This is a genomic window from Mesoterricola sediminis, from assembly GCF_030295425.1.
GTDB classification, from domain to species: domain Bacteria; phylum Acidobacteriota; class Holophagae; order Holophagales; family Holophagaceae; genus Mesoterricola; species Mesoterricola sediminis.
This window is the reverse complement of sequence record NZ_AP027081.1, coordinates 3,205,418-3,226,067: the sequence shown is the minus strand read 5'-3', so window position 1 is coordinate 3,226,067 and position 20,650 is coordinate 3,205,418. Positions and strand designations below refer to the sequence as shown.

At 71.2% G+C, this 20,650-nt stretch carries 15 protein-coding genes; 8 read left to right on the top strand and 7 right to left on the bottom strand.

Annotated features, from left to right (window positions below):
• Nucleotides 1-558, top strand: a complete 558-nt coding sequence (locus R2J75_RS14130; RefSeq protein ID WP_243331356.1) for a DUF4136 domain-containing protein — start codon at nucleotides 1-3, stop codon at nucleotides 556-558.
• Here R2J75_RS14130 and R2J75_RS14125 read toward each other — a convergent pair.
• Complete coding sequence (locus R2J75_RS14125) at nucleotides 515-1,486, bottom strand: hypothetical protein (RefSeq protein WP_316410418.1); 972 nt, start codon at nucleotides 1,484-1,486, stop codon at nucleotides 515-517. The genes R2J75_RS14130 and R2J75_RS14125 overlap by 44 nt on opposite strands.
• Nucleotides 1,487-1,591: 105 nt before the next feature.
• Here R2J75_RS14125 and R2J75_RS14120 point away from each other — a divergent pair, with 105 nt between their 5' ends.
• The 3 genes from R2J75_RS14120 (at nucleotide 1,592) to R2J75_RS14110 (ending at nucleotide 7,255) form a co-directional block, all read left to right on the top strand.
• Nucleotides 1,592-3,223 (top strand): dipeptidase, encoded by a 1,632-nt coding sequence (locus R2J75_RS14120; protein WP_316410417.1) that lies wholly within the window; start codon nucleotides 1,592-1,594, stop codon nucleotides 3,221-3,223.
• Nucleotides 3,224-3,420: 197 nt separating this feature from the next.
• A complete protein-coding gene (locus tag R2J75_RS14115; RefSeq protein ID WP_243331361.1) occupies nucleotides 3,421-5,202 on the top strand; it encodes a M1 family metallopeptidase in 1,782 nt (593 codons plus the stop codon).
• Between the two features lie 31 nt (nucleotides 5,203-5,233).
• Nucleotides 5,234-7,255: an OPT family oligopeptide transporter gene (locus R2J75_RS14110; RefSeq protein ID WP_243331371.1), complete on the top strand. Its 2,022-nt coding sequence runs from the start codon at nucleotides 5,234-5,236 to the stop codon at nucleotides 7,253-7,255.
• A gap of 52 nt (nucleotides 7,256-7,307) precedes the next feature.
• On the opposite strand, the gene R2J75_RS14105 is transcribed toward R2J75_RS14110, so the two are convergent.
• Nucleotides 7,308-8,093 (bottom strand): inositol monophosphatase family protein, encoded by a 786-nt coding sequence (locus R2J75_RS14105; protein WP_243331373.1) that lies wholly within the window; start codon nucleotides 8,091-8,093, stop codon nucleotides 7,308-7,310.
• 116 nt (nucleotides 8,094-8,209) lie between these two features.
• Between R2J75_RS14105 and R2J75_RS14100 the strand changes: the two genes are divergently transcribed.
• Complete coding sequence (locus tag R2J75_RS14100; protein ID WP_243331375.1) at nucleotides 8,210-8,752, top strand: NifU family protein; 543 nt, start codon at nucleotides 8,210-8,212, stop codon at nucleotides 8,750-8,752.
• Nucleotides 8,753-8,787: 35 nt separating this feature from the next.
• Nucleotides 8,788-10,830 (top strand): alpha-ketoacid dehydrogenase subunit alpha/beta, encoded by a 2,043-nt coding sequence (locus tag R2J75_RS14095; protein WP_243331377.1) that lies wholly within the window; start codon nucleotides 8,788-8,790, stop codon nucleotides 10,828-10,830.
• Between the two features lie 9 nt (nucleotides 10,831-10,839).
• On the opposite strand, the gene R2J75_RS14090 is transcribed toward R2J75_RS14095, so the two are convergent.
• Nucleotides 10,840-12,207 carry a DUF4403 family protein gene (locus R2J75_RS14090; RefSeq protein WP_243331378.1) on the bottom strand — a complete coding sequence of 456 codons (1,368 nt, stop codon included), beginning with the start codon at nucleotides 12,205-12,207 and terminating at the stop codon, nucleotides 10,840-10,842.
• A gap of 16 nt (nucleotides 12,208-12,223) precedes the next feature.
• Nucleotides 12,224-12,634, bottom strand: coding sequence for a BrxA/BrxB family bacilliredoxin (locus tag R2J75_RS14085; protein WP_243331381.1), 411 nt, complete (start codon nucleotides 12,632-12,634; stop codon nucleotides 12,224-12,226).
• 103 nt (nucleotides 12,635-12,737) lie between these two features.
• Here R2J75_RS14085 and sppA point away from each other — a divergent pair, with 103 nt between their 5' ends.
• Together sppA and R2J75_RS14075 are read left to right on the top strand one after the other, a co-directional pair.
• On the top strand, nucleotides 12,738-14,522 hold the full coding sequence (gene sppA / locus R2J75_RS14080) for a signal peptide peptidase SppA (RefSeq protein ID WP_316410416.1): 1,785 nt from the start codon (nucleotides 12,738-12,740) through the stop codon (nucleotides 14,520-14,522).
• Nucleotides 14,519-15,130 carry a HutD/Ves family protein gene (locus tag R2J75_RS14075; protein WP_279341864.1) on the top strand — a complete coding sequence of 204 codons (612 nt, stop codon included), beginning with the start codon at nucleotides 14,519-14,521 and terminating at the stop codon, nucleotides 15,128-15,130. The genes sppA and R2J75_RS14075 overlap by 4 nt, the downstream gene beginning before the upstream one ends.
• A gap of 44 nt (nucleotides 15,131-15,174) precedes the next feature.
• On the opposite strand, the gene R2J75_RS14070 is transcribed toward R2J75_RS14075, so the two are convergent.
• Genes R2J75_RS14070 through R2J75_RS14060 form a run of 3 tightly spaced genes read right to left on the bottom strand, consistent with a single transcriptional unit; the run spans nucleotide 15,175 to nucleotide 20,551 of the window.
• Entirely contained in the window at nucleotides 15,175-16,620 is a 1,446-nt protein-coding gene (locus R2J75_RS14070) for an NAD-dependent succinate-semialdehyde dehydrogenase (RefSeq protein WP_243331385.1), read from the bottom strand.
• Nucleotides 16,621-16,654: 34 nt separating this feature from the next.
• A complete protein-coding gene (locus R2J75_RS14065; RefSeq protein ID WP_243346144.1) occupies nucleotides 16,655-18,775 on the bottom strand; it encodes an SMP-30/gluconolactonase/LRE family protein in 2,121 nt (706 codons plus the stop codon).
• Between the two features lie 18 nt (nucleotides 18,776-18,793).
• A complete protein-coding gene (locus R2J75_RS14060; RefSeq protein ID WP_243346145.1) occupies nucleotides 18,794-20,551 on the bottom strand; it encodes a SpoIVB peptidase S55 domain-containing protein in 1,758 nt (585 codons plus the stop codon).
• Nucleotides 20,552-20,650: the final 99 nt, after the last annotated feature.

Sequence of the window (20,650 nt, the reverse complement as noted above, 5' to 3'; positions counted from 1 at the left end):
ATGCGAACGCTCTATGCAAGTCTTGCCGTGCTCGCCCTCGCCACGGGCTGCGCCGGGCCCAAGGTCCACTACGACTATGACGCCCGGGCCACCTACGCCGGCTACCGCGCCTGGGACTGGTACGCCGCCCCCAAGGGCGGCGGCGGGGCCAATCCGATCGCGGACGCCCGGGTGCGCCGGGCCGTGGAGGCGGAACTGACCGCCAAGGGCTTCCGGCGGGAGTCCGCCGCCGACCCGGACTTCCTGGTGATCTACCAGGCCGCCTACGGCCCCCGGCGCAAGGGCGCCCGCGGCCACGTGTCCGTGGGCCTGGGCATGGTGCCGGTCCGGGGCCTCGGCCTCGGGGTGGGGGTCGCGGCCCCGGTCAGCGGCGGCCATCGGGGGAAGATCGGCTCCATCATCCTGGAAATCAAGGACTTCAAGAGTCAGCAGGTGATCTGGCGGGCCGAGGCGGAGGAGGTGCTGGACGACAGCCTCACCCCCGAGGAGTCGGATCAGGACGTGGCCAAGGCCGTCACCGCGATGCTGGCGAAGTTCCCTCCTCCGACGGCCCGCTGAAGGTCCGGATCCAGGCGGCCAGGGGCGTCAGGTCGGCCAGGGGCTTGTCGTCCCCATAGCCTTCCAGGGCGGAGCGGGGGTCCAGGTCCGCCAGGGTCCGGGGCTCGGCCTTGAGCACGTGGTTGGCCCCGGGGAGGTCGATGACCTGGCCGGGGAAGGTCCTGGGGATGGCAGCCGGGCGCGGGCAGGCCAGGTCCTTGGTCCCCCAGGCGGCGGCCAATGGAACGGGTGAACGAGCGGCGATGGCCCAGGGGTCCAGGTCGAGGGTGGCCCGGACGTAGGCGAGGGTCTCCGGGGCCATGAGGCCGGCGCCGAGGCGGGCCAGGGCGGGGTACACCTCGCCGCCGGGGACGGGGGCCGGCCCCCGGTCCCGGATGGCCTGGAAGACGGCGCGCAGGAAGGCCAGGTTCTGGGGCGCTCGGCTGGCTGGTAGCTGCTTGGCCACCTGCTCCTCGATGGTCCTGGCCAGGGTCTGGCCGGGCATGCCGAGGAGGAGGGCGGCATCCGCTTCACCGGCGGCCATGAGGGCCAGGAGGGCGCCCTCCCCGTGCCCGACCAGGAGCAGTTTCCGCCCCTTGGCCTCGGGCAGGGCCCGGGCGGCGGCCACGGCCGCCCGTACGTCCCCCGCCTGGGCGTCCAGGGAACAGTCCAGCTTGGGGTCACGGCTGCCGGCCATGCGTTTGTCGAAGCGCAGGGAGCCCACGCCGAGGCCCTGGAGCCACTGGGCGAAGGCCCGGCCCGGGTGGTGGGGCTGCCGCGCCTCCCGCCAGTCCCGGTCCAGGGGGCCCGAATCGGGCACCAGCACCGCGAAGAGCCCGCCGGGGGCGGGCAGGACCGTGCCCCGGAGGGGCAGGCCGTTGAAGCCGGGGAAGGCGGCCTCCCGGGGGGCGGGGGCTTCCTGGACCTGGGCGGGGGGGGTGGGGATCATGGGGGCTCCGGCGGGTGTGACGGAAGCGACAAGCCGCGACCCATACCTCGCATCCAGATGGTGCCTTGATATGATCAGGGGTTTCCTGCGCCAGAAAGGACGCCCATGACGCCTCTGCTCAGAACCCTGACGGCCGCCGCGGCGGTGCTGGTCTCCAGCCTCGCACAGCCCCTGGTCGGGTGCACCAACATCCTCGTGACCAAGGGCGCCAGCAAGGACGGGTCGACCATGATCGCCTACTCCGCCGACAGCCACACCCTCTACGGGGAGCTGTACTACAAGGCGGCCGGGCTTCACCTGCCCGGCGAGCTGCGCGACATCGTCGAGTGGGACACCGGCAAGTTCCTGGGCCGCATCAAGGAGGCCCCGGTCACCTACGCCCGGGTGGGCAATATGAACGAGCGCCAGGTCTCCATCGGCGAGACCACGTTCGGCGGACGCAAGGAGCTCCAGGAGCCCGCGGGCATCGTGGACTACGGCAGCCTGATGTACATCGCGCTGGAGCGCGCCAGGACGGCCCGGGAGGCCATCCAGGTCATGGCGGACCTGGTGGCGGAGTACGGCTACGCCAGCGAGGGCGAGTCCATCTCCGTCGCCGACCCCAACGAGGCATGGATCTTCGAGATCATCGGCAAGGGCAAGGGCCAGAAGGGCGCCGTGTGGGTCGCCGTGAAGCTGCCCGACGGGACCATCAGCTCCCACGCCAACCACGCCCGCATCTCCACCTTCCCCCTGAACGAGCCCCAGAACTGCCTCTACGCCAAGGACGTCATCGAGTTCGCCCGCAAGAACGGCTGGTACAAGGGCGCGGACAAGGATTTCAGCTTCACCGACGTCTACGCCCCCGCGGACTTCGGGGCCCTGCGCTTCTGCGAGGCCCGCGTGTGGAGCGTCTTCCACCGCGCCGCCCCCTCCCTGAAGATCCCCGCGGACATCGCCCTCGGCAAGCCCGGGGCCCGGCCCATGCCCCTGTGGATCAAGCCCGACCAGAAGCTGGCCGTGCGCGACGTCATGGAGCTCATGCGCGACCACTACGAGGGCACCGAGCTGGACATGTCCAAGGACGTGGGCGCCGGCCCCTACCACCTGCCCTACCGCTGGCGGCCCATGGAGTGGAAGTCCGAGGGCAAGGACTACCTGCACGAGCGCGCCATCTCCACCCAGCAGACCGGCTGGAGCTTCGTGAGCCAGTCCCGCGCCTTCCTGCCCGATCCCGTGGGCGGCGTCCTCTGGTTCGGCGTGGACGACACGTTCACCACCGTCTACGTGCCCATGTACTGCGCCATCACCTCGGTGCCCAGGACCTTCGCCGAGGGCACCGGCAGCTGGAACGAGTTCAGCTGGGACAGCGCCTTCTGGACGTTCAACTTCGTCTCCAACTACGCCTACACCCGCTGGGACGACATGATCGTCGACGTCCAGAAGGTGCAGCGGGAGCTGGAGGGCGGCTACTTCGCCCGCCAGGCGGAGATCGAGGCCCAGGCCCTGGCCCTCTACCGCCAGAACCCCCTCCAGGCCCGGGCCTTCCTCACCGACTATTCGTGCCGCCTGGGCGACCAGGCCACGGCCCGCTGGAAGAAGCTGGGCGAGTTCCTCATCTGGAAGTACCTGGACGGCAACGTCCGCGACGCCAAGGGCCAGGTGACCCACCCCGCCTACGCCCCCGACTGGTACAAGCGCATCGTCCAGGACAAGGGCGAGGACCTGAAGATCCCCGCCGGCCAGGCCGGGCACTGACCCGCCTCCCCACCCCACGACGAGAAGCCGATCCCCGCGATCGGCTTTTCGTTGTGGGCCATCCGGATTGCGGCCGTCCGACGAATTGTGACCCTGGAAGCCCCTCGACCCAGGGATAATGGGCCCAGATCCTTGGAACAAATCCTGTTTCCTGATAGAAATTTCCCATTTTTCCCGGCACCTGGAGGAACCCGCCCATGGCCCGCCCCGATCCCCATTCGTACTTCGACGACGCCCAGCCCCGCACGGAACGCTGGCATCTCCGCTTCCTGGTGGACTTCGAGCGGAAGGTCCTGGGCGGCGAGGCCACCCTGGTCCTCGCGGAGCCGTCGGAGGGCCTCCTGGACCTGGACACCAAGGGCCTGACCATCTACCGGGCCTGGGTCCCGGCCACGGACGTGGACGTGCCCTTCGAGCTGGGCCCCGAGGATCCCATCCTGGGACGGCGGCTGCGCCTGCAGCTCCCCGCCGGCACCGGGGCGGTGGTCGTCGCCTACGAGACCAGCCCCGCGGCCATGGGCCTCCAGTGGCTGGAGCCCGCCCAGACCGAGGGCGGCCGGCATCCCTTCCTCTTCAGCCAGTGCCAGGCCATCCACGCCCGCACCCTGGTGCCCTGCCAGGACTGCGCGGTGGCCCGGGTCGCCTACAACGCCGAGGTCGTCGTGCCCGAGGGGCTCACGGCCGTCATGAGCGCCGGGCCCGACGGGGACGAGCCGGGGCCGATCCCGGGCACCCGGGCCTGGCGCTTCCGCATGCCGCAGCCCATCCCCAGCTACCTGCTGGCCCTGGCCGTGGGCGAGCTGGAGGGCCGGGACCTCAGCCACCGGTCCCGGGTGTGGGCCGAGCCCGCCACCATCGAGCGCGCCGCCTGGGAGTTCGCCGGCGTCGAGGACATGATCGTCCGCGCCGAGGGGCTCTTCGGGCCCTACGACTGGGACCGCTACGACATGCTCGTGCTGCCCCCCTCCTTCCCCTACGGCGGGATGGAGAACCCCCGCATGACCTTCCTCACCCCGACCCTCCTGGCCGGGGACCGCTCCCTGGTGGACGTGGTGGCCCACGAGCTGGCCCACTCCTGGACCGGCAACCTGGTCACCAACGCCACCGCCGAGCACTTCTGGCTCAACGAGGGCTTCACGGTGTGGGCCGAGCGCAAGATCCTGAAGGCCCTGCGCGGCCAGGAGGCCTACGCCATCGGCTGGGCCATCGGCCAGAAGGCCCTGGACGAATCCCTGGCCCGCTTCAAGGACGCGCCGGAACTGACGGTCCTGCGCACCCACCTGGAGGGCGTGGACCCCGACGACGCCTTCTCCAGCATCCCCTACGAGAAGGGCGCCCGGCTCGTGGCCCTGATGGAGCGCGAGGCCGGCGAGGAGACCTTCGCGGCCTTCGTGCAGGCCTACATGAAGCGCTTCCGCTTCACCTCCATCACCACCGAGCAGTGGCAGGCCTTCGTGGAGGAGCGGCTGCCGGGGCTCCTGGCCCGCATCGGCGCCGACGACTGGCTCCACAAGCCCGGCATGCCCGCCAACGCCCCGGTCTTCCGGTCGGAGACCCTGGAGGCCCTGGAGGCCCTGGGCAAGGGATTCCCCGGCCACCGGCCCGACGCGGAGGCCATGAAGGCCTGGACGCCCACCGAACTGCTGGTCTTCCTGCAGAACCTGCCCCGCGTCCTGCCCCTGGACGCCTGCGCCTGGCTGGACCGGACCCTGGCCCTCACCGGGCGGGGCAACCACGAGATCCTCGTGGAGTGGCTCGTCGTGGCCGCCGGCAGCGGGTACGAGGCCGTGTTCCCCCGGGTCCGCGAGGTCCTCTCCCGGGTGGGGCGCATGAAGTACCTGCGGCCCCTGTACGGCGCCCTCGGCCGGACCGCGGCGACCCGCGCCCTGGCCCGCGACATCTTCGCCCAGGCGTCCCCGGGCTACCACGGCCTCTCCCGGCGCGTGGTGCAGGGCGTCATGGACAAGTACCCCGCCTGATCCAGCCATCCCCAGTCCCCCAGGAGAATCCATGTCCTCATCCGACGAATCCACGGCCATCAAGGGCCTGCCGGAGAACTACCGGCGTGTCCTGGAGCCCGGCGAGGAATACGTGCCCCTCGTGCCCCAGGACGGCGTGCCCGAAGTGACCCTCCGCAGCGTGCTGTACGGCATCCTCTTCTGCGCCGTCTTCAGCATGGCCGCGGCCTACCTGGCCCTCCGCGTGGGCCAGGGCATCGAGGCCGCCATCCCCATCTCCATCCTCGCCATCGGCATCTCGAGGTTCTACGCCCGGCGCTCCTCCATCCTGGAGAACGTCATCATCACCAGCATCGGGGCCAACTCGGGCCACGTGGTGGCCGGCGCGGTCTTCACGATCCCCGCCCTCTACATGCTGGCCGCCGTCCCCGGCTCCTCCGTCCCCACCCCCCACATGTGGCAGGTGGTCCTGGTGTCCTTCCTGGGCGGCTCCCTGGGCATCCTCTTCTTCATCCCCCTGCGCCACAACTTCATGGTGGACAACCACGGGGTCTTCCCCTGGCCCGAGGCCACGGCCACCGCCGAGATCCTCGCCAGCGGCGAGAGCGCCGGGAACCAGGCCAAGGTCCTGGCCGGATCCGCCCTCCTGGGCATGGCCTACGACGGCTTCAGCGCCCTCTTCCGGGGCATGTCGGAGACCATCACCCTGGTCCACGCCGGCGTCGGCGCCTTCCTCCGCCGCCAGTTCATGGCCTTCAACATGCTGAACAGCGCGGCCACCATGAGCATCGGCTACATCATCGGCCTGCGCTACTCGGCCGTGATCGCCGCGGGCAGCGTGCTCTCCACCTTCGTCCTGGTGCCCATGATCCACGCCATCGGCCAGCACGTGCCGGTGACCCTGCCGCCGGGGGCCCTGCCCATCGCGCAGATGAGCCCCGAGCAGATCTTCAAGGCCTACGTGCGCATCATCGGCATCGGCGCCATCGCCGGCGCCGGCATCATGGGCGTGCTCGCGGGCATGCCCGGCATGATCCGGAGCATCGGCAAGAACCTGGCTGGCCTCAAGTCCGCCGAGAAGGTGGAGAAGGGGATCGCCCCCCGCACCCACCGCACCCTGCCCAACAGCTTCGTGGCCATGGGCCTCCTCGTCTTCGCCCTGGCCGCCTTCCTCTTCTTCAGCTTTGGCCTGGGCATGAAGAGCGCCGTCTTCGCGGCCTTCATGGGCACCGGGGTGGTCATGGCCATCGCCTTCCTCTTCGCCCCCGTGGCCGCCCGCGCCATCGCCACCATCGGCACCAACCCCATCAGCGGCATGACCATGCTGACCCTGATCATCACGGGCCTCGTGATGGTCAAGCTGGGCTATGCCGGCGGCGTGGGCATGTTCATCACCCTCATGGTGGGCGGCGTCGTGTGCACGGCCCTCTCCGCCAGCGGCGCCTTCGCCACCGACCTCAAGATCGGCCACTGGATCGGCGCCACCCCGGCCAAGCAGATGGGCCTGAAGTTCATGGGCACCTTCGTGGCCGCCGTCTTCACCGGCCTGGCCATGTGGGGCATGGCCCACCAGGGCTTCGGCACCGCGGCCGTGCCCGCGCCCCAGGCCAGCGCCATGCGCGAGATCCTGGACGGCATCTTCGGCACCACCGCCATGCCCCTGCGCTGGTTCCTGTTCTCCCTGGGCGTCGTCCTGAGCCTCGTCCTCCGCATGGTCGAGCTGCCCGCCCTGGGCTTCGCGCTGGGCATGTACCTGCCCATCGAGGTGAACAGCCCCCTGCTCCTGGGCGGCGTCCTGGCCTGGATCGTGAACCGCCGGAAGACCGGCGATTCCGACGCCCTGGCCAAGGCCCGGGAGAACCGCGGCATCCTCGTGGCCAGCGGCCTCATGGCCGGCGGCGGCATCATGGGCGTCATCGCCAGCTTCGTGAAGATCAAGTGGAAGGAGGGCTTCCCCATCCTCTCCGCGGCCTCCGCCGAGGGCGCCACCGGGGAATGGCTGGCCATCGCGGCCATGACCGCCCTGTGCATCTTCACGGTGGTGTACAGCCGCGCCGCCAAGGCGACCGAGTAGCCGGCACCCCTCCCACCCGCGCGGCGCGCCCTTCCGGGCGCGCCGCGCGCGTTCAGGGGCGCGTCCGGATGGCCGCCACCAGCTCGGGGTGGACGGCGGGGGCGGCGGCCACCATGTCGCCCGTCTCCCGCCAGGTGTCGCCGCCCTCCCAGTCCGAGAGGGTCCCGCCCGCCTCCTGCACGAGGAGGACGCCGGCCCCGAAGTCCCAGCGCTTGAGGCCCATCTCGAAGAAACCGTCGTAGATGCCGGCCGCCGTGTGGGCCAGGTCCAGGGCGGCGGAGCCGGCGCGGCGGATGGCCTTGGCCCGGTAGAAGACGGGCTCCAGGGCCCGCTGGAAGCGGGGGAACCGGTCGCCCAGCTGGAAGGCGAAGCCGGTGGCGAGGAAGGCCCCGTCCAGGCCCGCCTGGGCGGAGACGGCCAGGGGCCGGCCATTGCAGGTGGCGCCCGCGCCCCGGGCGGCCGCGAAGACGTCCTCCCGGAGGGGGTCGTAGACACAGCCGGCCAGGGGGCCCGCCTCGTCCCACAGGGCCACGGACACGCACCAGTGGGGGAAGCCCTGGACGAAGTTGAGGGTGCCGTCCAGGGGGTCCACGATCCAGCGGCGCCCGCCCTGGGGGCCCTGGGCCCCGGTCTCCTCGCCCAGGAAGGCCAGCCCGGGGATGAGGCGGTCCAGTTCCCGGTGGATGGTGGCCTCGCTCCTGCGGTCCGCCTCGGTCACATAATCGTTCTTGGTCTTCTCGGTGATCGTCGAGGGGTCCAGGCGCCCCCACAGGCCCTTGAGGACCGCCCCGCCGGCCTTCGCGGCCTGGATGCAAGCTTCCCGTTCCGTCTCGAACATCTGCGACTCCTGCATCCAGTATTCCCCCCCGGGGGGTCCAAGGCGAGGGCCGGCGGAAAGCGCTGGATAAACCCGAGCTTTCCGGTAAACTATTCAAGGACGTACGAGGTCACTGCATGCCCAAGGTCGTCAATATCGAGCCCACCCCCAACCCGGACGCCCTGAAGTTCATCGTTCAGCGGCCGCTCCTGCGTTCGGGCACCCGTTCCTTCCGGGACTTCGGCGCCGCCGTGGGGGACCCCCTGGCGTCGCGCCTCTTCGCCCTGGGGCACATCACCTCCGTCTTCTACATGGACCGGTTCGTCACCGTGAACAAGGCCATGGAGGACGAGTGGAGCGGCCTCATCGACCCCATCTGCGAGGCCATCGAGGACCTGGAGATGGACGCCGTGGACGGCGACGCCCCCCACCCGGGGGCCTCCCTGGCCGACGACGAGAAACTGGCCCGCATCAACAAGCTCCTGGACGAGCGCATCCGCCCCGGACTGGCCGGGGACGGAGGGGGCCTGGAGGTCCTCTCCTTCGAGGACAACGTGCTGCAGATCAGCTACCACGGCGCCTGCGGTTCCTGCCCCAGCTCGGGGACGGGGACCCTCAGGTTCATCGAGGGGCTGCTCCAGGACGAAGTGGACCCCGCGATCCGGGTGATCAGCTACTGAAGCCCCCCGGGGGTCCCCCAACCGAGGACACCTGAATGACCAAGACCCTAGAGAAGACCGAGACCTCCTCCGCGCCGGGCGCCGCCGATCTCCGCGAATGGTACCGCCTCATGCACATGGGGCGGGTCCTGGACGACAAGGCCCCCAACTACCTGAAGCAGGCCATCGGCTGGTCGTACCACGCCCCCTGCGCCGGGCACGACGGCATCCAGCTGGCCCTGGGCCTCACGTTCCGGGCGGGGGTCGACTACCTCTTCCCCTACTACCGGGACATGCTGACCTGCCTGGCCGCGGGCCTCACCCCCCTGGAGATCATCCTCAACGGCATCTCCAAGGCCACGGACCCCTCCAGCGGCGGCCGCCACATGTCGAACCACTTCGGCAAGCCGGAGATCCACATCCAGAACGTGTCCAGCTGCACGGGCAACCACACCCAGCACGCGGTGGGCCTGGCCCGGGCGGCCAAGACCTACGGCCGGGACCTGGTGGTGTTCAGCAGCCAGGGCGAGAGCAGCGTCTCCGAAGGGTACGTCTACGAGGCCATCAACGGCGCCAGCCTGGAGAAGCTGCCCGTGGTCTTCGTGTTCCAGGACAACGGCTACGGCATCTCCGTGCCCAAGTCCGACCAGACCGCCAACGAGCACGTGTGCGACAACTTCCGGGGCTTCAAGAACGTCCTGATCCTCAAGTGCGACGGCAAGGATCCCCTGGACTCCAAGCGGGCCCTCGACGAGGCCGTGGCGCACGCCCGCTCCGGCGCCGGCCCCGCCATCGTCCAGGCCGACTGCGTCCGCATCGGCAGCCACTCCAATTCGGACAAGCACGAGCTCTACCGCTCCCCCGAGGAGCTGGCCGCGGCCCGGGCCCAGGATCCGCTGCCCCGCTTCCGCGCCACCTGCCTCGCCCACGGGGTGACCGAGGCGGAGCTGCAGGAGATCGAGAAGACGAACCTGGAGGCCTACAACGCCGCCTCCGACGCGGCCCTGGTGGCCCCCGATCCCGATCCCGCCACCATCCATGAGCACCTGGTCCCCGAGCCCTGGGTGAGCCCCGCCTTCCCGGACGGCCTCCACCAGGAGGAGGGGCCCGCCATCACCCTTCTGCAGGCCGTGAACCAGACCCTCAAGGAGGAGTTCCGGGCCAACCCCGACACCTACATCTGGGGCCAGGACGTCGCCAACAAGGAGAAGGGCGGCATCTTCAACATCACCAAGGGGATGCAGCAGGAGTTCGGCCGCTCCCGGGTGTTCAACGGCCCCATCGCCGAGGACTTCATCACCGGCACCGCCCTGGGCTTCTGCAAGCTGGACGAGCGCATCCGCGTGGTGGTCGAGGGCGCGGAGTTCGCCGACTACTTCTGGCCCGCCGCGGAGCAGCTCATCGAGCTCAGCCACGAGTCCTGGCGCAGCTGCGGGAAGCAGGTGCCCAACGTGACCATCCGGCTCGCCTCCGGGGGCTACATCGGCGGCGGCCTCTACCACAGCCAGAACATCGAGGGCTTCCTCACCACGATCCCCGGCATCCGGGTCGTCATGCCGGCCTTCGCCGACGACGCCGCGGGCCTCCTGCGCAGCTGCATCCGCAGCAAGGGCGTCACCCTCTTCCTGGAGCCCAAGTACCTCTACAACGCGGCCCAGGCCAAGGCCCACGTGCCCAAGGAGTTCGCCGTCCCCTTCGGGAAGGCCCGGGTGCGCCGCGAGGGCAAGGACCTGACGGTCCTGGCCTACGGCACCCCCGTGCACTTCGCCCTCGAGGCCGCCCACCGGCTCGAGAAGGAGGGCGTGAGCGTCGAGGTGGTGGACCTGCGGAGCCTCAACCCCCTGGACACCGAGACCATCTTCGCCAGCGTCAAGAAGACCCACCGCGCGATCGTCGTCCACGAGGACAAGATCTTCGGCGGCTTCGGCGGCGAAGTGGCGGCCCAGATCACGGAGCAGTGCTTCCCGTGGCTGGACGCCCCCGTGGGCCGCGTGGGGAGCACCTTCACCCCCGTGGGCTTCAACCGCATCCTGGAGCGCGCCATCCTGCCCAACACCGACAAGGTGCTGGAGGGGATGCGCAAGGTCCTCGCCTACTGAGGTCCCGCGCTACTTCAGGTCGGGCGTGACAAGGAGGCGGGCCGTGCCCTCCAGACGCGCCTCCACCTTGAACCGGTCCGGGAGGACGTCGACCCTGCGCACGTGCAGGAGGTCGACGTCCCCGGCCAGGGCCACGCCCGGGGCGAGGGTCCGGTTCAGGCCCGCCCGGGTCTTCTCCTTGATGTCCTTCAGGCTGTGGTCGAGGAACATCCCGCACTTCTCGGAGAGGGTGCGCTTGAGGGTGCCCCGGTAGAGCCACTCGCCGAACCGGGTGAAGAGGCTCTGGGTCTCCAGGGTGTAGTCCAGGTCCTCCAGGCGCAGGATGCCCAGCTGCGCGTCGAACACGGGGCGGCCCTTGAGGGTCAGGCGCCCGTCGACGCGGCCCCGCACGTCCAGGTCCAGGTAGGCGAAGCCGTCCTTGGCCCGGATGGCCACGCCCTCGATGCGGAACTTGCCCTTCTCCGTCTCGAAGGTCTGGCCCCCGACCTGGGCCATCATCTGCTTCGCCGCGTGCTCGAAGCTCAGGTCCGCGTCCACCTGGAGGTTGAGGCCGGCGGCGATGGGGCCGGCGCTGAGGTCCAGCGGGGGCAGGGGGCGGGGCGCGACCTCGGGGCGCACCCCCAGGGTGATGGCGGGGCGCACCTGGATCTCGGGCGTCAGGGTCAGGGTCTTGCCCTGGCTGGCCCAGGGCGCCAGGCGCACCCGCTCGGGGTTCAGGGCGAGGTAGACGCCCGGCGCCAGTTCCACGGGCTGGAGGGCCTGCCGCCAGGCCTCCTCGGCGCGGGCCCGGAGCTTCACCGCATCCTGGATCTGGCTCCGCATGGCCTCCAGGGCCTTGGTCAGGTTGTCCTTCATGCCCGAGAGCACCCGGTCGGTGATGTCGTAGCCCACGAAGGTGATCTGGCAGCCGTCGATGCGGACGGGCTCCTCGGGGGTGAGCCGCAGGTCCAGGTTCCAGTCGGGCGTCAGGTTGACCTCGGCCTGGATGCCCAGGCGGGCCCGGCGGAATTTCTCGGGGGGCAGGCCGCAGGAGCCCATACCCTTCACGTACGAGCCCATCCGCAGCCCCACTTCGAACCAGTAGTTCACGGTGGTGTGGGCGACGATGCGGTTGCCCTTCACCACGAAGTAGAGGGGGTCCCGGTACAGGTTGAAGCGGTAGGCGGGCAGCCCCGTTCCCACGTTGGGCAGGTTCGTCCAGGTCTCCACCCCCGGCGGGGTGACCGGCGTGTTCCGCTCCGCGGCCGCGAACATCGGTCCCAGGTCCACCACGATGGGGGTCGCCAGGGTCGAGGGCGGCGGCGGAGCGGGAGCCGGCGGGGGCTCCTGGGCTCCGAGCAGGGCGGTGGCCAGGGCGGAAAGGAGGATGGTGCGCATCCCCCCATGGTACGCCCTAGCCGACCGAAGCGACGAGCTCCTCGGCGATCGCCTCGGGGGCGCGGTCCAGGAAGGCGGTGCGCTGCATGAGGTGGACGAGCCGCCCCTCGCGCAGGATGGCGGCCTGGGGGGAGCTGGGGGCGGCGCCCTCGAAGTACTCCCGGGCCCGGGCGGTGGCCTCCTTCTCCATGCCGGCGAAGACGGTCACCTTGTGATCGAACGTGGCGCCGAGCCGGGTGAGGGCCAGGACGACGCCGGGGCGCGCCCCGGCGGCGGCGCAGCCGCACACGGAGTTCACCACGAGGAGGGTGGTGCCGGGCCGCGCCAGCGCGCGGTCCACGTCCTCCGGGGTCATGAGGTGCTCGAAACCCGCCTGGGTCAGCTCATCGCGCATCGGCGCGACCATGTATTCCGGATAGTTGCCCATGGGGCCTCCTTGACACGAAAGTTTACCATTCTTGTCACCTTTGCCCAAGGGGTCGGGAAGCGGGCGTCCCGTGACATGATGGAAACAATAGGGGGTGGTTCCCATGAAGGAATTTTTCCGCTCGCTCTTCGCGACCCTGGTCGGCCTGGTGGTGTTCTGCGGCGGGTGCCTCGTGCTCCTGGTGCTCCTCCTCGCCTCCATGGGGCCCAGCAAGCCGACGGTACCCGCCCGGGCCGTCCTCATCCTCGACCTGAACACGAATTTCACGGACGCCTACCGGGAGACCTCGCCGGCGGAAGTCGTCCAGCGCATGGCGGGCCAGGGCCCGGCTGAAGGCCTGCCCCTGCACCAGGTGATCCAGGCCCTGGACCGGGCGACCCACGACGGCAGCGTCAGCGCCCTCTTCATCACCGGGAACCTGCGGCCGGAGGGCGTGGGCTCGGGCCCCGCCGCCCTGAAGGAGCTGCGGGAGGCGATCCAGCGCTTCAAGAAGGACTCGGGCAAGCCGGTCCTCGCCTACAACCAGTACTGGACCAAGCGGGAACTCTACCTCTGCGCCGGCGCGGGCAAGGTGATGGCCAACCCCATGGGCCTCGTGGACGCCACGGGCTTCGCCTCCGAGATCACCTTCTTCGGCAAGGCCTTCAAGAAGTACGGCATCGACGTCCAGGTGACCCGGGCCGGCAAGTACAAGAGCGCCGTGGAGCCCTTCGTCCTGGACCGCATGAGCGACGCCAACCGCGAAGAGGTCCAGTCCCTCCTCGACGACCTGTGGGCCGACTGGAAGCGCACCGTGGCCGCCGACCGCAAGCTCAGTCCCGAGGCCGTCCAGGCCATCGCCGACACCCAGGGCACCCTGACCTCGCCCGAGGCCCTGAAGGCCGGGCTCGTGGACAAGCTCGCCGCCTATGACGAGGTGCTGGACGAGCTCAAGGCCCTGGCCGGGAAGAAGGCCTCGGACCGCGACTATCCCCAGATCGACCTCGCCACCTACGTGAAGGCCGGGCCCGACGCGGAGACCGGCCGCAACCGCATCGCCCTGGTCTTCGCCGAGGGCACCATCGTGGACGGCAGCGGCACCGACGGCGCCGTGGGCGGGGACGCCCTCAGCCGCGAGATCCGCCGCCTGCGCCTGGACAAGGGCGTGAAAGCCATCGTCCTGCGGGTCAACAGCCCCGGCGGCAGCGTGACGGCCTCCGAGCTGATCCAGCGGGAGCTGGTCCTGGCCCGGAAGGAGAAGCCGGTCGTGGTCTCCATGGGCCACCTGGCGGCCTCCGGCGGCTACTGGATCTCCTGCCAGGCGGACCGGATCTTCGCGGAGCCCACCACCATCACCGGCTCCATCGGCGTCTTCGGCATGCTGCCCAACATCAAGGCCCTCGCCAACGAGCACGGCATCACCTGGGACGGGGTGCAGACCAGCCGCCTCGCCAGCGCCGCCACCCTCTCCCGCCCCAAGACCCCCGAGGAGCTGGCCCGGGCCCAGGGCTCGGTGGACTGGATCTACGAGGTCTTCCTCGGCAAGGTCGCGGAAGGCCGCAAGATGAGCCGCGACGCCGTGCACGAGATCGCCCAGGGCCGCGTCTGGTCCGGCGCCGCGGCCCAGCGCCTCGGCCTCGTGGACGAGCTCGGCGGCCTCCAGGAGGCCGTCCGCCACGCGGCCAAGCTCGCCAAGGTGGAGAAGGACTACACCCTGGCCGGCCCCGCCGAGCCCAAGAGCCCCATCGAGAAGCTGATGGAGGCCCTGGGCGGCGGCAAGCACCCCTACACCCAGGCCCGCGCCGGCGTCCTCCAGCAGCAGGTCCAGCGGCTCTTCGGCCAGCTGGAGACCCTCAACGATCCCAACGGGCTCTACGCGCGCATGCCCTACGACCTGGACCTCCGTTGATCCGCCGCCTGGGGCCGGGCGATGTCCGCGCCATGCCCTGGAAGAACGGCCTCGGTTCCACCGACCAGTTCCTGATCCGGCCCGAGGGGGCCAGCCTGGCGACGGGCTTCCTCCTCCGGATCAGCCGTGCGCCTGTCCTGGCGGATGGGCCCTTCTCGGCCTTCCCGGGCCTGGACCGCTCCCTGCTCCTGCTGGCGGGCGAGGGCCTGGACCTGGACCACGGGCCCCACGGCCGCCAGCGCCTGGCAGGGCCCTTCCAGCCCGTGCGCTTCAGCGGGGACTGGGTGACCACCGGGCGCCTCCTGGGCGGCCCCTGCCTGGATTTCGGCGTCATGACCCGCCGGGGCGCCTGCACCCATGACCTGTCGGTGCTCCGCCCCGGCGCCGGCGCCCAGCGCCTGCCGGACGCCCCCCTGCGCCTGGTCTACTGCGCCGAGGGGGCGGCCCGGGTGGGGGGCCTGGCCCTCGAGGCCGGCGCCGCCGCGCTCCTGGAAGGGGAGGGCGAGGCCTGGACCGAAGGTCAGGCCACCCTCGTCCTGGTCCTCCTCCGCGGGCGGGCCTTGTCGCACCCCGATCCCGCTGCGGACGCCTCGCGCGACCTGGCCTGAGCCCCAGGCGGGGGCCTTCCCACGGGGCGGCGCCGGCCCGGCTGTCAGAGCCCGGCCATGCAGAGGTACTTCACCTCCAGGTAGTCCTCGATGCCGTGGCGGGAGCCCTCCCGGCCCAGGCCGGACTCCTTGACGCCGCCGAAGGGGGCCACGGTGGTGGAGATGAGGCCCGTGTTGATGCCCACCATGCCGTATTCCAGGGCCTCGGACACCCGCCAGGCGCGGGCCAGGTCCCGGGTGTAGAGGTACGAGGCGAGGCCGTAGGGCGTGTCGTTGGCCAGGGCGACGGCCTCCGCCTCGGTGCGGAACGGGAAGACCGCGGCCACCGGGCCGAAGGTCTCCTCCCGGGCCAGGGCCATGGCGGGGTCCGCGCCGTCCAGGACCGTGGGCTGGAAGAAGGTGCCGCCCAGGGCGTGGCGGGACCCGCCGGCCAGGATGCGCGCGCCCCGCGCCACGGCGTCCCGGATGTGGGCCTCCACCTTGGCCACGGCCCCCTCGTCGATGAGCGGGCCCTGCTGGACCCCCGGCTCCCGCCCGTCCCCCACCTGGAGGTCCGCCACGGCGGCGGCCAGGGCTTCGGCGAAGGCGGGCCGGATGCCCTCCTGGACGAGGAAGCGGTTGGTGCACACGCAGGTCTGGCCGGAGTTCCGGAACTTGGAGGCCACGGCCCCGGCGACGGCAGCCTCGAGGTCCGCGTCGTCGAAGACGAGGAAGGGGGCGTTGCCGCCCAGTTCCATGGAGACCTTCTTGACCGTGCCCGCGCACTGGGCCAGCAGGCGCTTGCCCACCTCGGTGGACCCGGTGAAGGTGAGTTTCCGCACATGCGGGTTCGTCGTGAGCTCCTGCCCGATGGGGCCGGAGGGGCCGGTCACCACGTTGAACACCCCGTCCGGGATGCCGGCCCGGCGCGAGAGCTCGGCCAGGGCCAGGGCGGACAGGGGCGTGGCCCCGGCCGGCTTGAGGACCATCGTGCAGCCCGCGGCCAGGGCGGGGCCCAGCTTGCGGGTGATCATGGCCGACGGGAAGTTCCACGGGGTGATGGCGGCCACCACGCCCACGGGCTCCTTCACGACGACGATGCGCCGGTCCGCGGAGGGGGCGGGAATGGTCTCCCCGTAGATCCGCCGGGCCTCCTCGGAGAACCACTCCAGGAACGAGGCGGCGTAGCGGATCTCGCCCCGGGCCTCGGCCAGGGGCTTGCCCTGCTCGGAAGTCATGAGGAGGGCCAGGTCGTCCTCGTGGGCGCCCATGAGGTCGAACATGCGCCGCAGGGCCTGGCCGCGCGCGTGGGCGGGCCGGGCCCGCCACGCGGGCAGGGCCGCCGCGGCGGCCTCCACGGCCTCCCGGGCCTCGGCGGCGCCCAGGGCCGGCACCGAGCCGACCCGGGCCCCGGTGGCGGGGTCGCGGACCTCGAGGGGCTCGCCGTCCACCCAGCGCCCGTTGATCCAGGCCTGGCTCCTGAGCAGTCCGGGGTCCTTCAGCGCGTGCATGGCAGCCTCCCGTCGACCCTGAGGGTAACCTCCCCTACTTGCGCTTGGGCTCCCCGATGGCGGCGCTGGCGGTCTGCTCGTTGTTGCAGAGGTCCGTCACCCGCACGAGGACCCGGTTGCCCCGCACCCGGTCCCGGGGCAGGGTCACGTCGAAGGTGGCCTCCTGGGTGTCGAAGATGCGGCTCTCGGGGGCCACCTGGACCCAGCTGTCGCCGTCGGCGCTCACGGCGGCCTCCTTCAGGACGCTGGTGGCGTCCCGGGCGGAGAACCGCACGCGCACCCTGTCGCCGTCCTGCACGGCCGACACCTCGGAGATGACCGGCGGCGTGTGGTCGATGATGAAGGCGCCGGTGCGCCAGGTGGCCTCGAGGGCCGCGTTCAGGGGCACCCCCGGCGCGTCGCTGGCGGTGACCTCGAGGCGGTACTTGCCGTCGGGGACCGGGAGCGTGTCGAAGGTGAAGAAGCGCTCCTTCCACGCCTTCTCGAGGGGGATCGGGGCGCCGCCGGCCTCGGGGAGGAGGCGGATGGCGAAGGCGAGGGGATCGCCGTTGGGGTCGGCGACCTTGAACATGAAGGCCTGGGCGCCGCGGCGGAAGCTGCGCTTCTCCGAGCCCGCGTAGCCCAGGGCGGGGATCAGCTTCTGGGTCTCGAGGGGGACCCGCTCGATGCCGATGTCGTCGGGCGGGGCGGTGCGGGTGATGACGAGTCCGGGCGGCATGATCTCCACGCCCTCCCACAGGGGGGCGAGGTTGCGGTTGGCCCAGTGGATCCGGACGCTCTCGACGGTGGGGGTGGCCCCGCCCCGGGTGCTGGAGAGCCTGAGCCGGAACTGGGCGTTGCGCGCGGGGGGGAGGTTGGGCCGCTCCCCTCCGACCAGCGGCGGGGTCCAGGGGGTCCAGGTGCTGTCGGGGGTCTCGGTGGCGCCGGTGCGGACCTGGAAGTCCACGCTGGTGCCCTGGGGCGTCAGGGACTCCACGTAGGCCCGGCCCCAGTCCGCCAGGGGGGCGCCCTTGAGGATGCGGCTCTCGACGGTGCCCTCCGTGGCCTGGACCTGGTTGATGAGGTGCAGTTCGGCGGGGTTGGAGGCCACCACCATCAGGTCGGAGCCCGCCGGGAGGAAGGCCGTGGCCTGGGCGGCGCCCAGGTCCTGGAGGGCGGCGAAGGGGTTCTCGGCCCGCTCGGCGTCCGAGAGGGGGACGGAGAAGAGCCGGCTCCGGTTGCCCGTGCCGACCAGGAGGTGCCCGTTCCAGGCCGCCAGCGCGAAGATCTGGCTCTGCGTGCTCTGCCAGAGGGTCTGCGGCACGCCGTCCCGGTCGATGCGGATGACCGCGGACTTTGTCTGGGTGCCGGGCTCGGCCAGGTAGCCCTCCCGGCGCTCCAGGCTGCCCGTGGCGAAGCGGTTGCTGACCCCGCTCGTGGCCCCGGCGAAGACCCGGCCGCCGTTCAGGGCGATGGCGTGGACCTCCTCGAAGCCCGTGGCCGCCAACGTCTCCAGGCGGTCCCCGGTGCGGACGCCGGTGTAGCGCACCACCAGGCCCCGGCCGTGGGTGCCCAGGTACCAGGCGCCCTTGCCGTCGGGAGCCAGGGCGGTGAAGGCGGTCTCCTCGGGGAGGTCGGCCAGCTTGCGGCTGCTGCCTTCGCGGGCCAGGAGGAGCACCGCCCCCTTCTCGCCGCCGCCGGCGACGAGGAGGTCGTTGCCGTCCACGCCCAGGGCCCACACCAGGCGGGCCTCGATCTCGCAGAAGGGCTTCACGTCGCCCGCGGGGGTCACCCGGTAGAGCTTCCCCTCCCCCGAGGGGGCCACGATGAGGTCGTTGCCCAGGCGGGCCATGGCGAAGACGATGCCGCCCTTGACCTGGGCCAGGGGCTTGACCTGTCCGGCGGTGTAGCGGAACAGCTTGCCCTCGTTGCCCGCGCTGAGGTAGGCGCCCGCCGTGCCGTCGGAGACCGCGGACCACACGACGCCCTCGGGGAGCTGGGCCACGCGGCGGAGGGCCGGGGCCAGGCGCAGGCGCCCGTCGGCGCCGACGGAGACGCCCCGCGCCTCGGCGGTGAGCCAGTCGTTGAAGGCGTTGAAGGTGGCCGAGGGCTGCTGGGCCTGGAGTCCCGCCGCCAGGACGAGGGCGGCGCAGGGAAGGAGGGGGTGACGCTTCATCTGGGTCTCCATGGGAGCCTATTCGACTTCGAGTTCCATGGCCGTGAGGCCGCGCACCTCGGATTCGAGGGGCAGGACGGCACGGCTGATGATCTGGCGCTGCAGGCGGTTGGCGTTCAGGTCGCCGTCCGCGCCGAGCATGGACACGACGGTGGGCGGGATGCCCTCGATGCGGGACCCGCGCAGGCCGGCGCCGGGCTGGGCCTGCACGAGGAGGGCGTAGGCGTGGTTGTTCTTGAGGCCGCCGTTGAGCATCCGGACCAGGTCGCCCAGGGAGGACAGGTCGATGGCGCGCTCGTCCGGGTCCGCCTGGACGAGGCTGAAGCCGTCGCCCACCAGCAGGGTGGCCTTGCCGGGCCGGGCCGAGGGCGGCACGAAGAGGTTCATGACGACGCTTTCGCGGCTGCCCTGGATGTTCTGGAGCATCACGTAGACCGGGAGGGTGCTGCCCCGCTTGACCCGGGCCTTCAGGGTGCGCACGCCGGCGATGGCGGTCAGGTCCAGGCGGTCCTCGGCCTTGACCGTGAGGGAGATGCCTTCGATGTTGGCCCGCTCCCAGGGGTTCAGGGTCAGGGTCTGGAGGACCCCGCCCAGGTACGAGGCCAGGCGGGTCCCGTTCAGGTCGGCCACCATGTTCTCGATCTCGATGGGCGGGTGCCCCGCCACCTTGATGTTCCCCTGCAGGCTCAGGCTCTGGAAGCCCTGGCCCTTGACGTGGGCGGACAGGGCCTGGGCGAGGGTGATCGCCGCCAGGTTCGGGGTCAGGAGGGGGTGGTCCATGAGCTCGAAGCGCAGGTTCAGGTTGCGCCGCCCGCCCAGGTTGAGGCCCAGGCGCATGGACACCGTGCGGGGCTCGGCGCCGAGGAGGCCCGCGACGCCCATGGCCCGGTCCAGGCGCAGGGCGCCGGCGGGGGCCACGGGGGAGGCGATCTTGAAGGACTCGTTCACGCTGGGCAGGCAGGCCGCGACGGTCGCGGACCACAGGGGCAGGTCCACGGGCCCCAGGTTGTAGAGCTGGTGGCCGAAGCAGTAGACCTTCTTGCCGCTCACGTAGGTGATGGTGCCCGCGGCCGAGATGTTGAAGTCGCCCTGGACCAGGTTGATGGCCACCATGCCGCCGGGTTCCAGGGGGCTGGGCTCGCCGCCGCCGGACCCGCCGCCCGGGGCGGCCATGGGCCGCAGGGGGAGGCCCTGCCAGAACGGGGCGAATTCGGGCGCGGTGGAGGCCCCGTAGACGGGGAGGGGCAGCATCTGCCCCCCGTTGGGCACCTCCTGGGGGCCCAGGAGCTCGGACATGGGGATCATCCCCCCCGAGAGGGCGGTCTTGAGGACCTTGGGCGGCTCCAGCTTGGGGAGGATCAGGGGGGTGCGGGGGGCGGGGGCGTCCGAGAGGTCCTTGAGGCCCTCCAGCATCTCGCCGATGGGGGTGACCCCGCCGATGGGCTCCTTCTCGAAGCCCCAGCCGATGGCCACGGCCCCGATGAGCTTGCCGTCGATGTAGCAGGGGGAGCCGCTCATGCCGGCCAGGATGCCCGTCTGGGCCAGGGGGCCGCCGCTGGCGCGGATGAGGATGTAGCTGTGGCCGGGCGCGACGTTCCGGAGGACGCCCAGGACCTCGAAATTGAAGGTCTCGATCTTCCCGCCCTGGAAGACCGTGCGGCCCGTGCCCTTCATGCCGGCCTTGACGTCCGGCAGGTGCATGAGGCCCGGGGGTTCCGAGGAGAAGGCGGGGGCGGCGGCCAGGGCCAGCGAGAGGGAAAGAATCAGGGATCTCAAAGGAAATGCCATTCGTAGACTCTCAAAGTTTCAGCCTAGCAGGAACCTAATCGGCAGTTTGGACGCTCGCTACTTTGAATGTGGTGCCGCCAAGGGCCC

What these genes read in the sequence shown, in the direction of transcription:
- R2J75_RS14130 (WP_243331356.1), top strand. Translation starts at nt 1, where the DNA reads ATGCGAACGCTCTATGCAAGTCTTGCCGTGCTCGCCCTCGCCACGGGC.
- R2J75_RS14125 (WP_316410418.1), bottom strand. Translation starts at nt 1,486, where the DNA reads ATGATCCCCACCCCCCCCGCCCAGGTCCAGGAAGCCCCCGCCCCCCGG.
- R2J75_RS14120 (WP_316410417.1), top strand. Translation starts at nt 1,592, where the DNA reads ATGACGCCTCTGCTCAGAACCCTGACGGCCGCCGCGGCGGTGCTGGTC.
- R2J75_RS14115 (WP_243331361.1), top strand. Translation starts at nt 3,421, where the DNA reads ATGGCCCGCCCCGATCCCCATTCGTACTTCGACGACGCCCAGCCCCGC.
- R2J75_RS14110 (WP_243331371.1), top strand. Translation starts at nt 5,234, where the DNA reads ATGTCCTCATCCGACGAATCCACGGCCATCAAGGGCCTGCCGGAGAAC.
- R2J75_RS14105 (WP_243331373.1), bottom strand. Translation starts at nt 8,093, where the DNA reads ATGTTCGAGACGGAACGGGAAGCTTGCATCCAGGCCGCGAAGGCCGGC.
- R2J75_RS14100 (WP_243331375.1), top strand. Translation starts at nt 8,210, where the DNA reads ATGCCCAAGGTCGTCAATATCGAGCCCACCCCCAACCCGGACGCCCTG.
- R2J75_RS14095 (WP_243331377.1), top strand. Translation starts at nt 8,788, where the DNA reads ATGACCAAGACCCTAGAGAAGACCGAGACCTCCTCCGCGCCGGGCGCC.
- R2J75_RS14090 (WP_243331378.1), bottom strand. Translation starts at nt 12,207, where the DNA reads ATGCGCACCATCCTCCTTTCCGCCCTGGCCACCGCCCTGCTCGGAGCC.
- R2J75_RS14085 (WP_243331381.1), bottom strand. Translation starts at nt 12,634, where the DNA reads ATGGGCAACTATCCGGAATACATGGTCGCGCCGATGCGCGATGAGCTG.
- sppA (WP_316410416.1), top strand. Translation starts at nt 12,738, where the DNA reads ATGAAGGAATTTTTCCGCTCGCTCTTCGCGACCCTGGTCGGCCTGGTG.
- R2J75_RS14070 (WP_243331385.1), bottom strand. Translation starts at nt 16,620, where the DNA reads ATGCACGCGCTGAAGGACCCCGGACTGCTCAGGAGCCAGGCCTGGATC.
- R2J75_RS14065 (WP_243346144.1), bottom strand. Translation starts at nt 18,775, where the DNA reads ATGAAGCGTCACCCCCTCCTTCCCTGCGCCGCCCTCGTCCTGGCGGCG.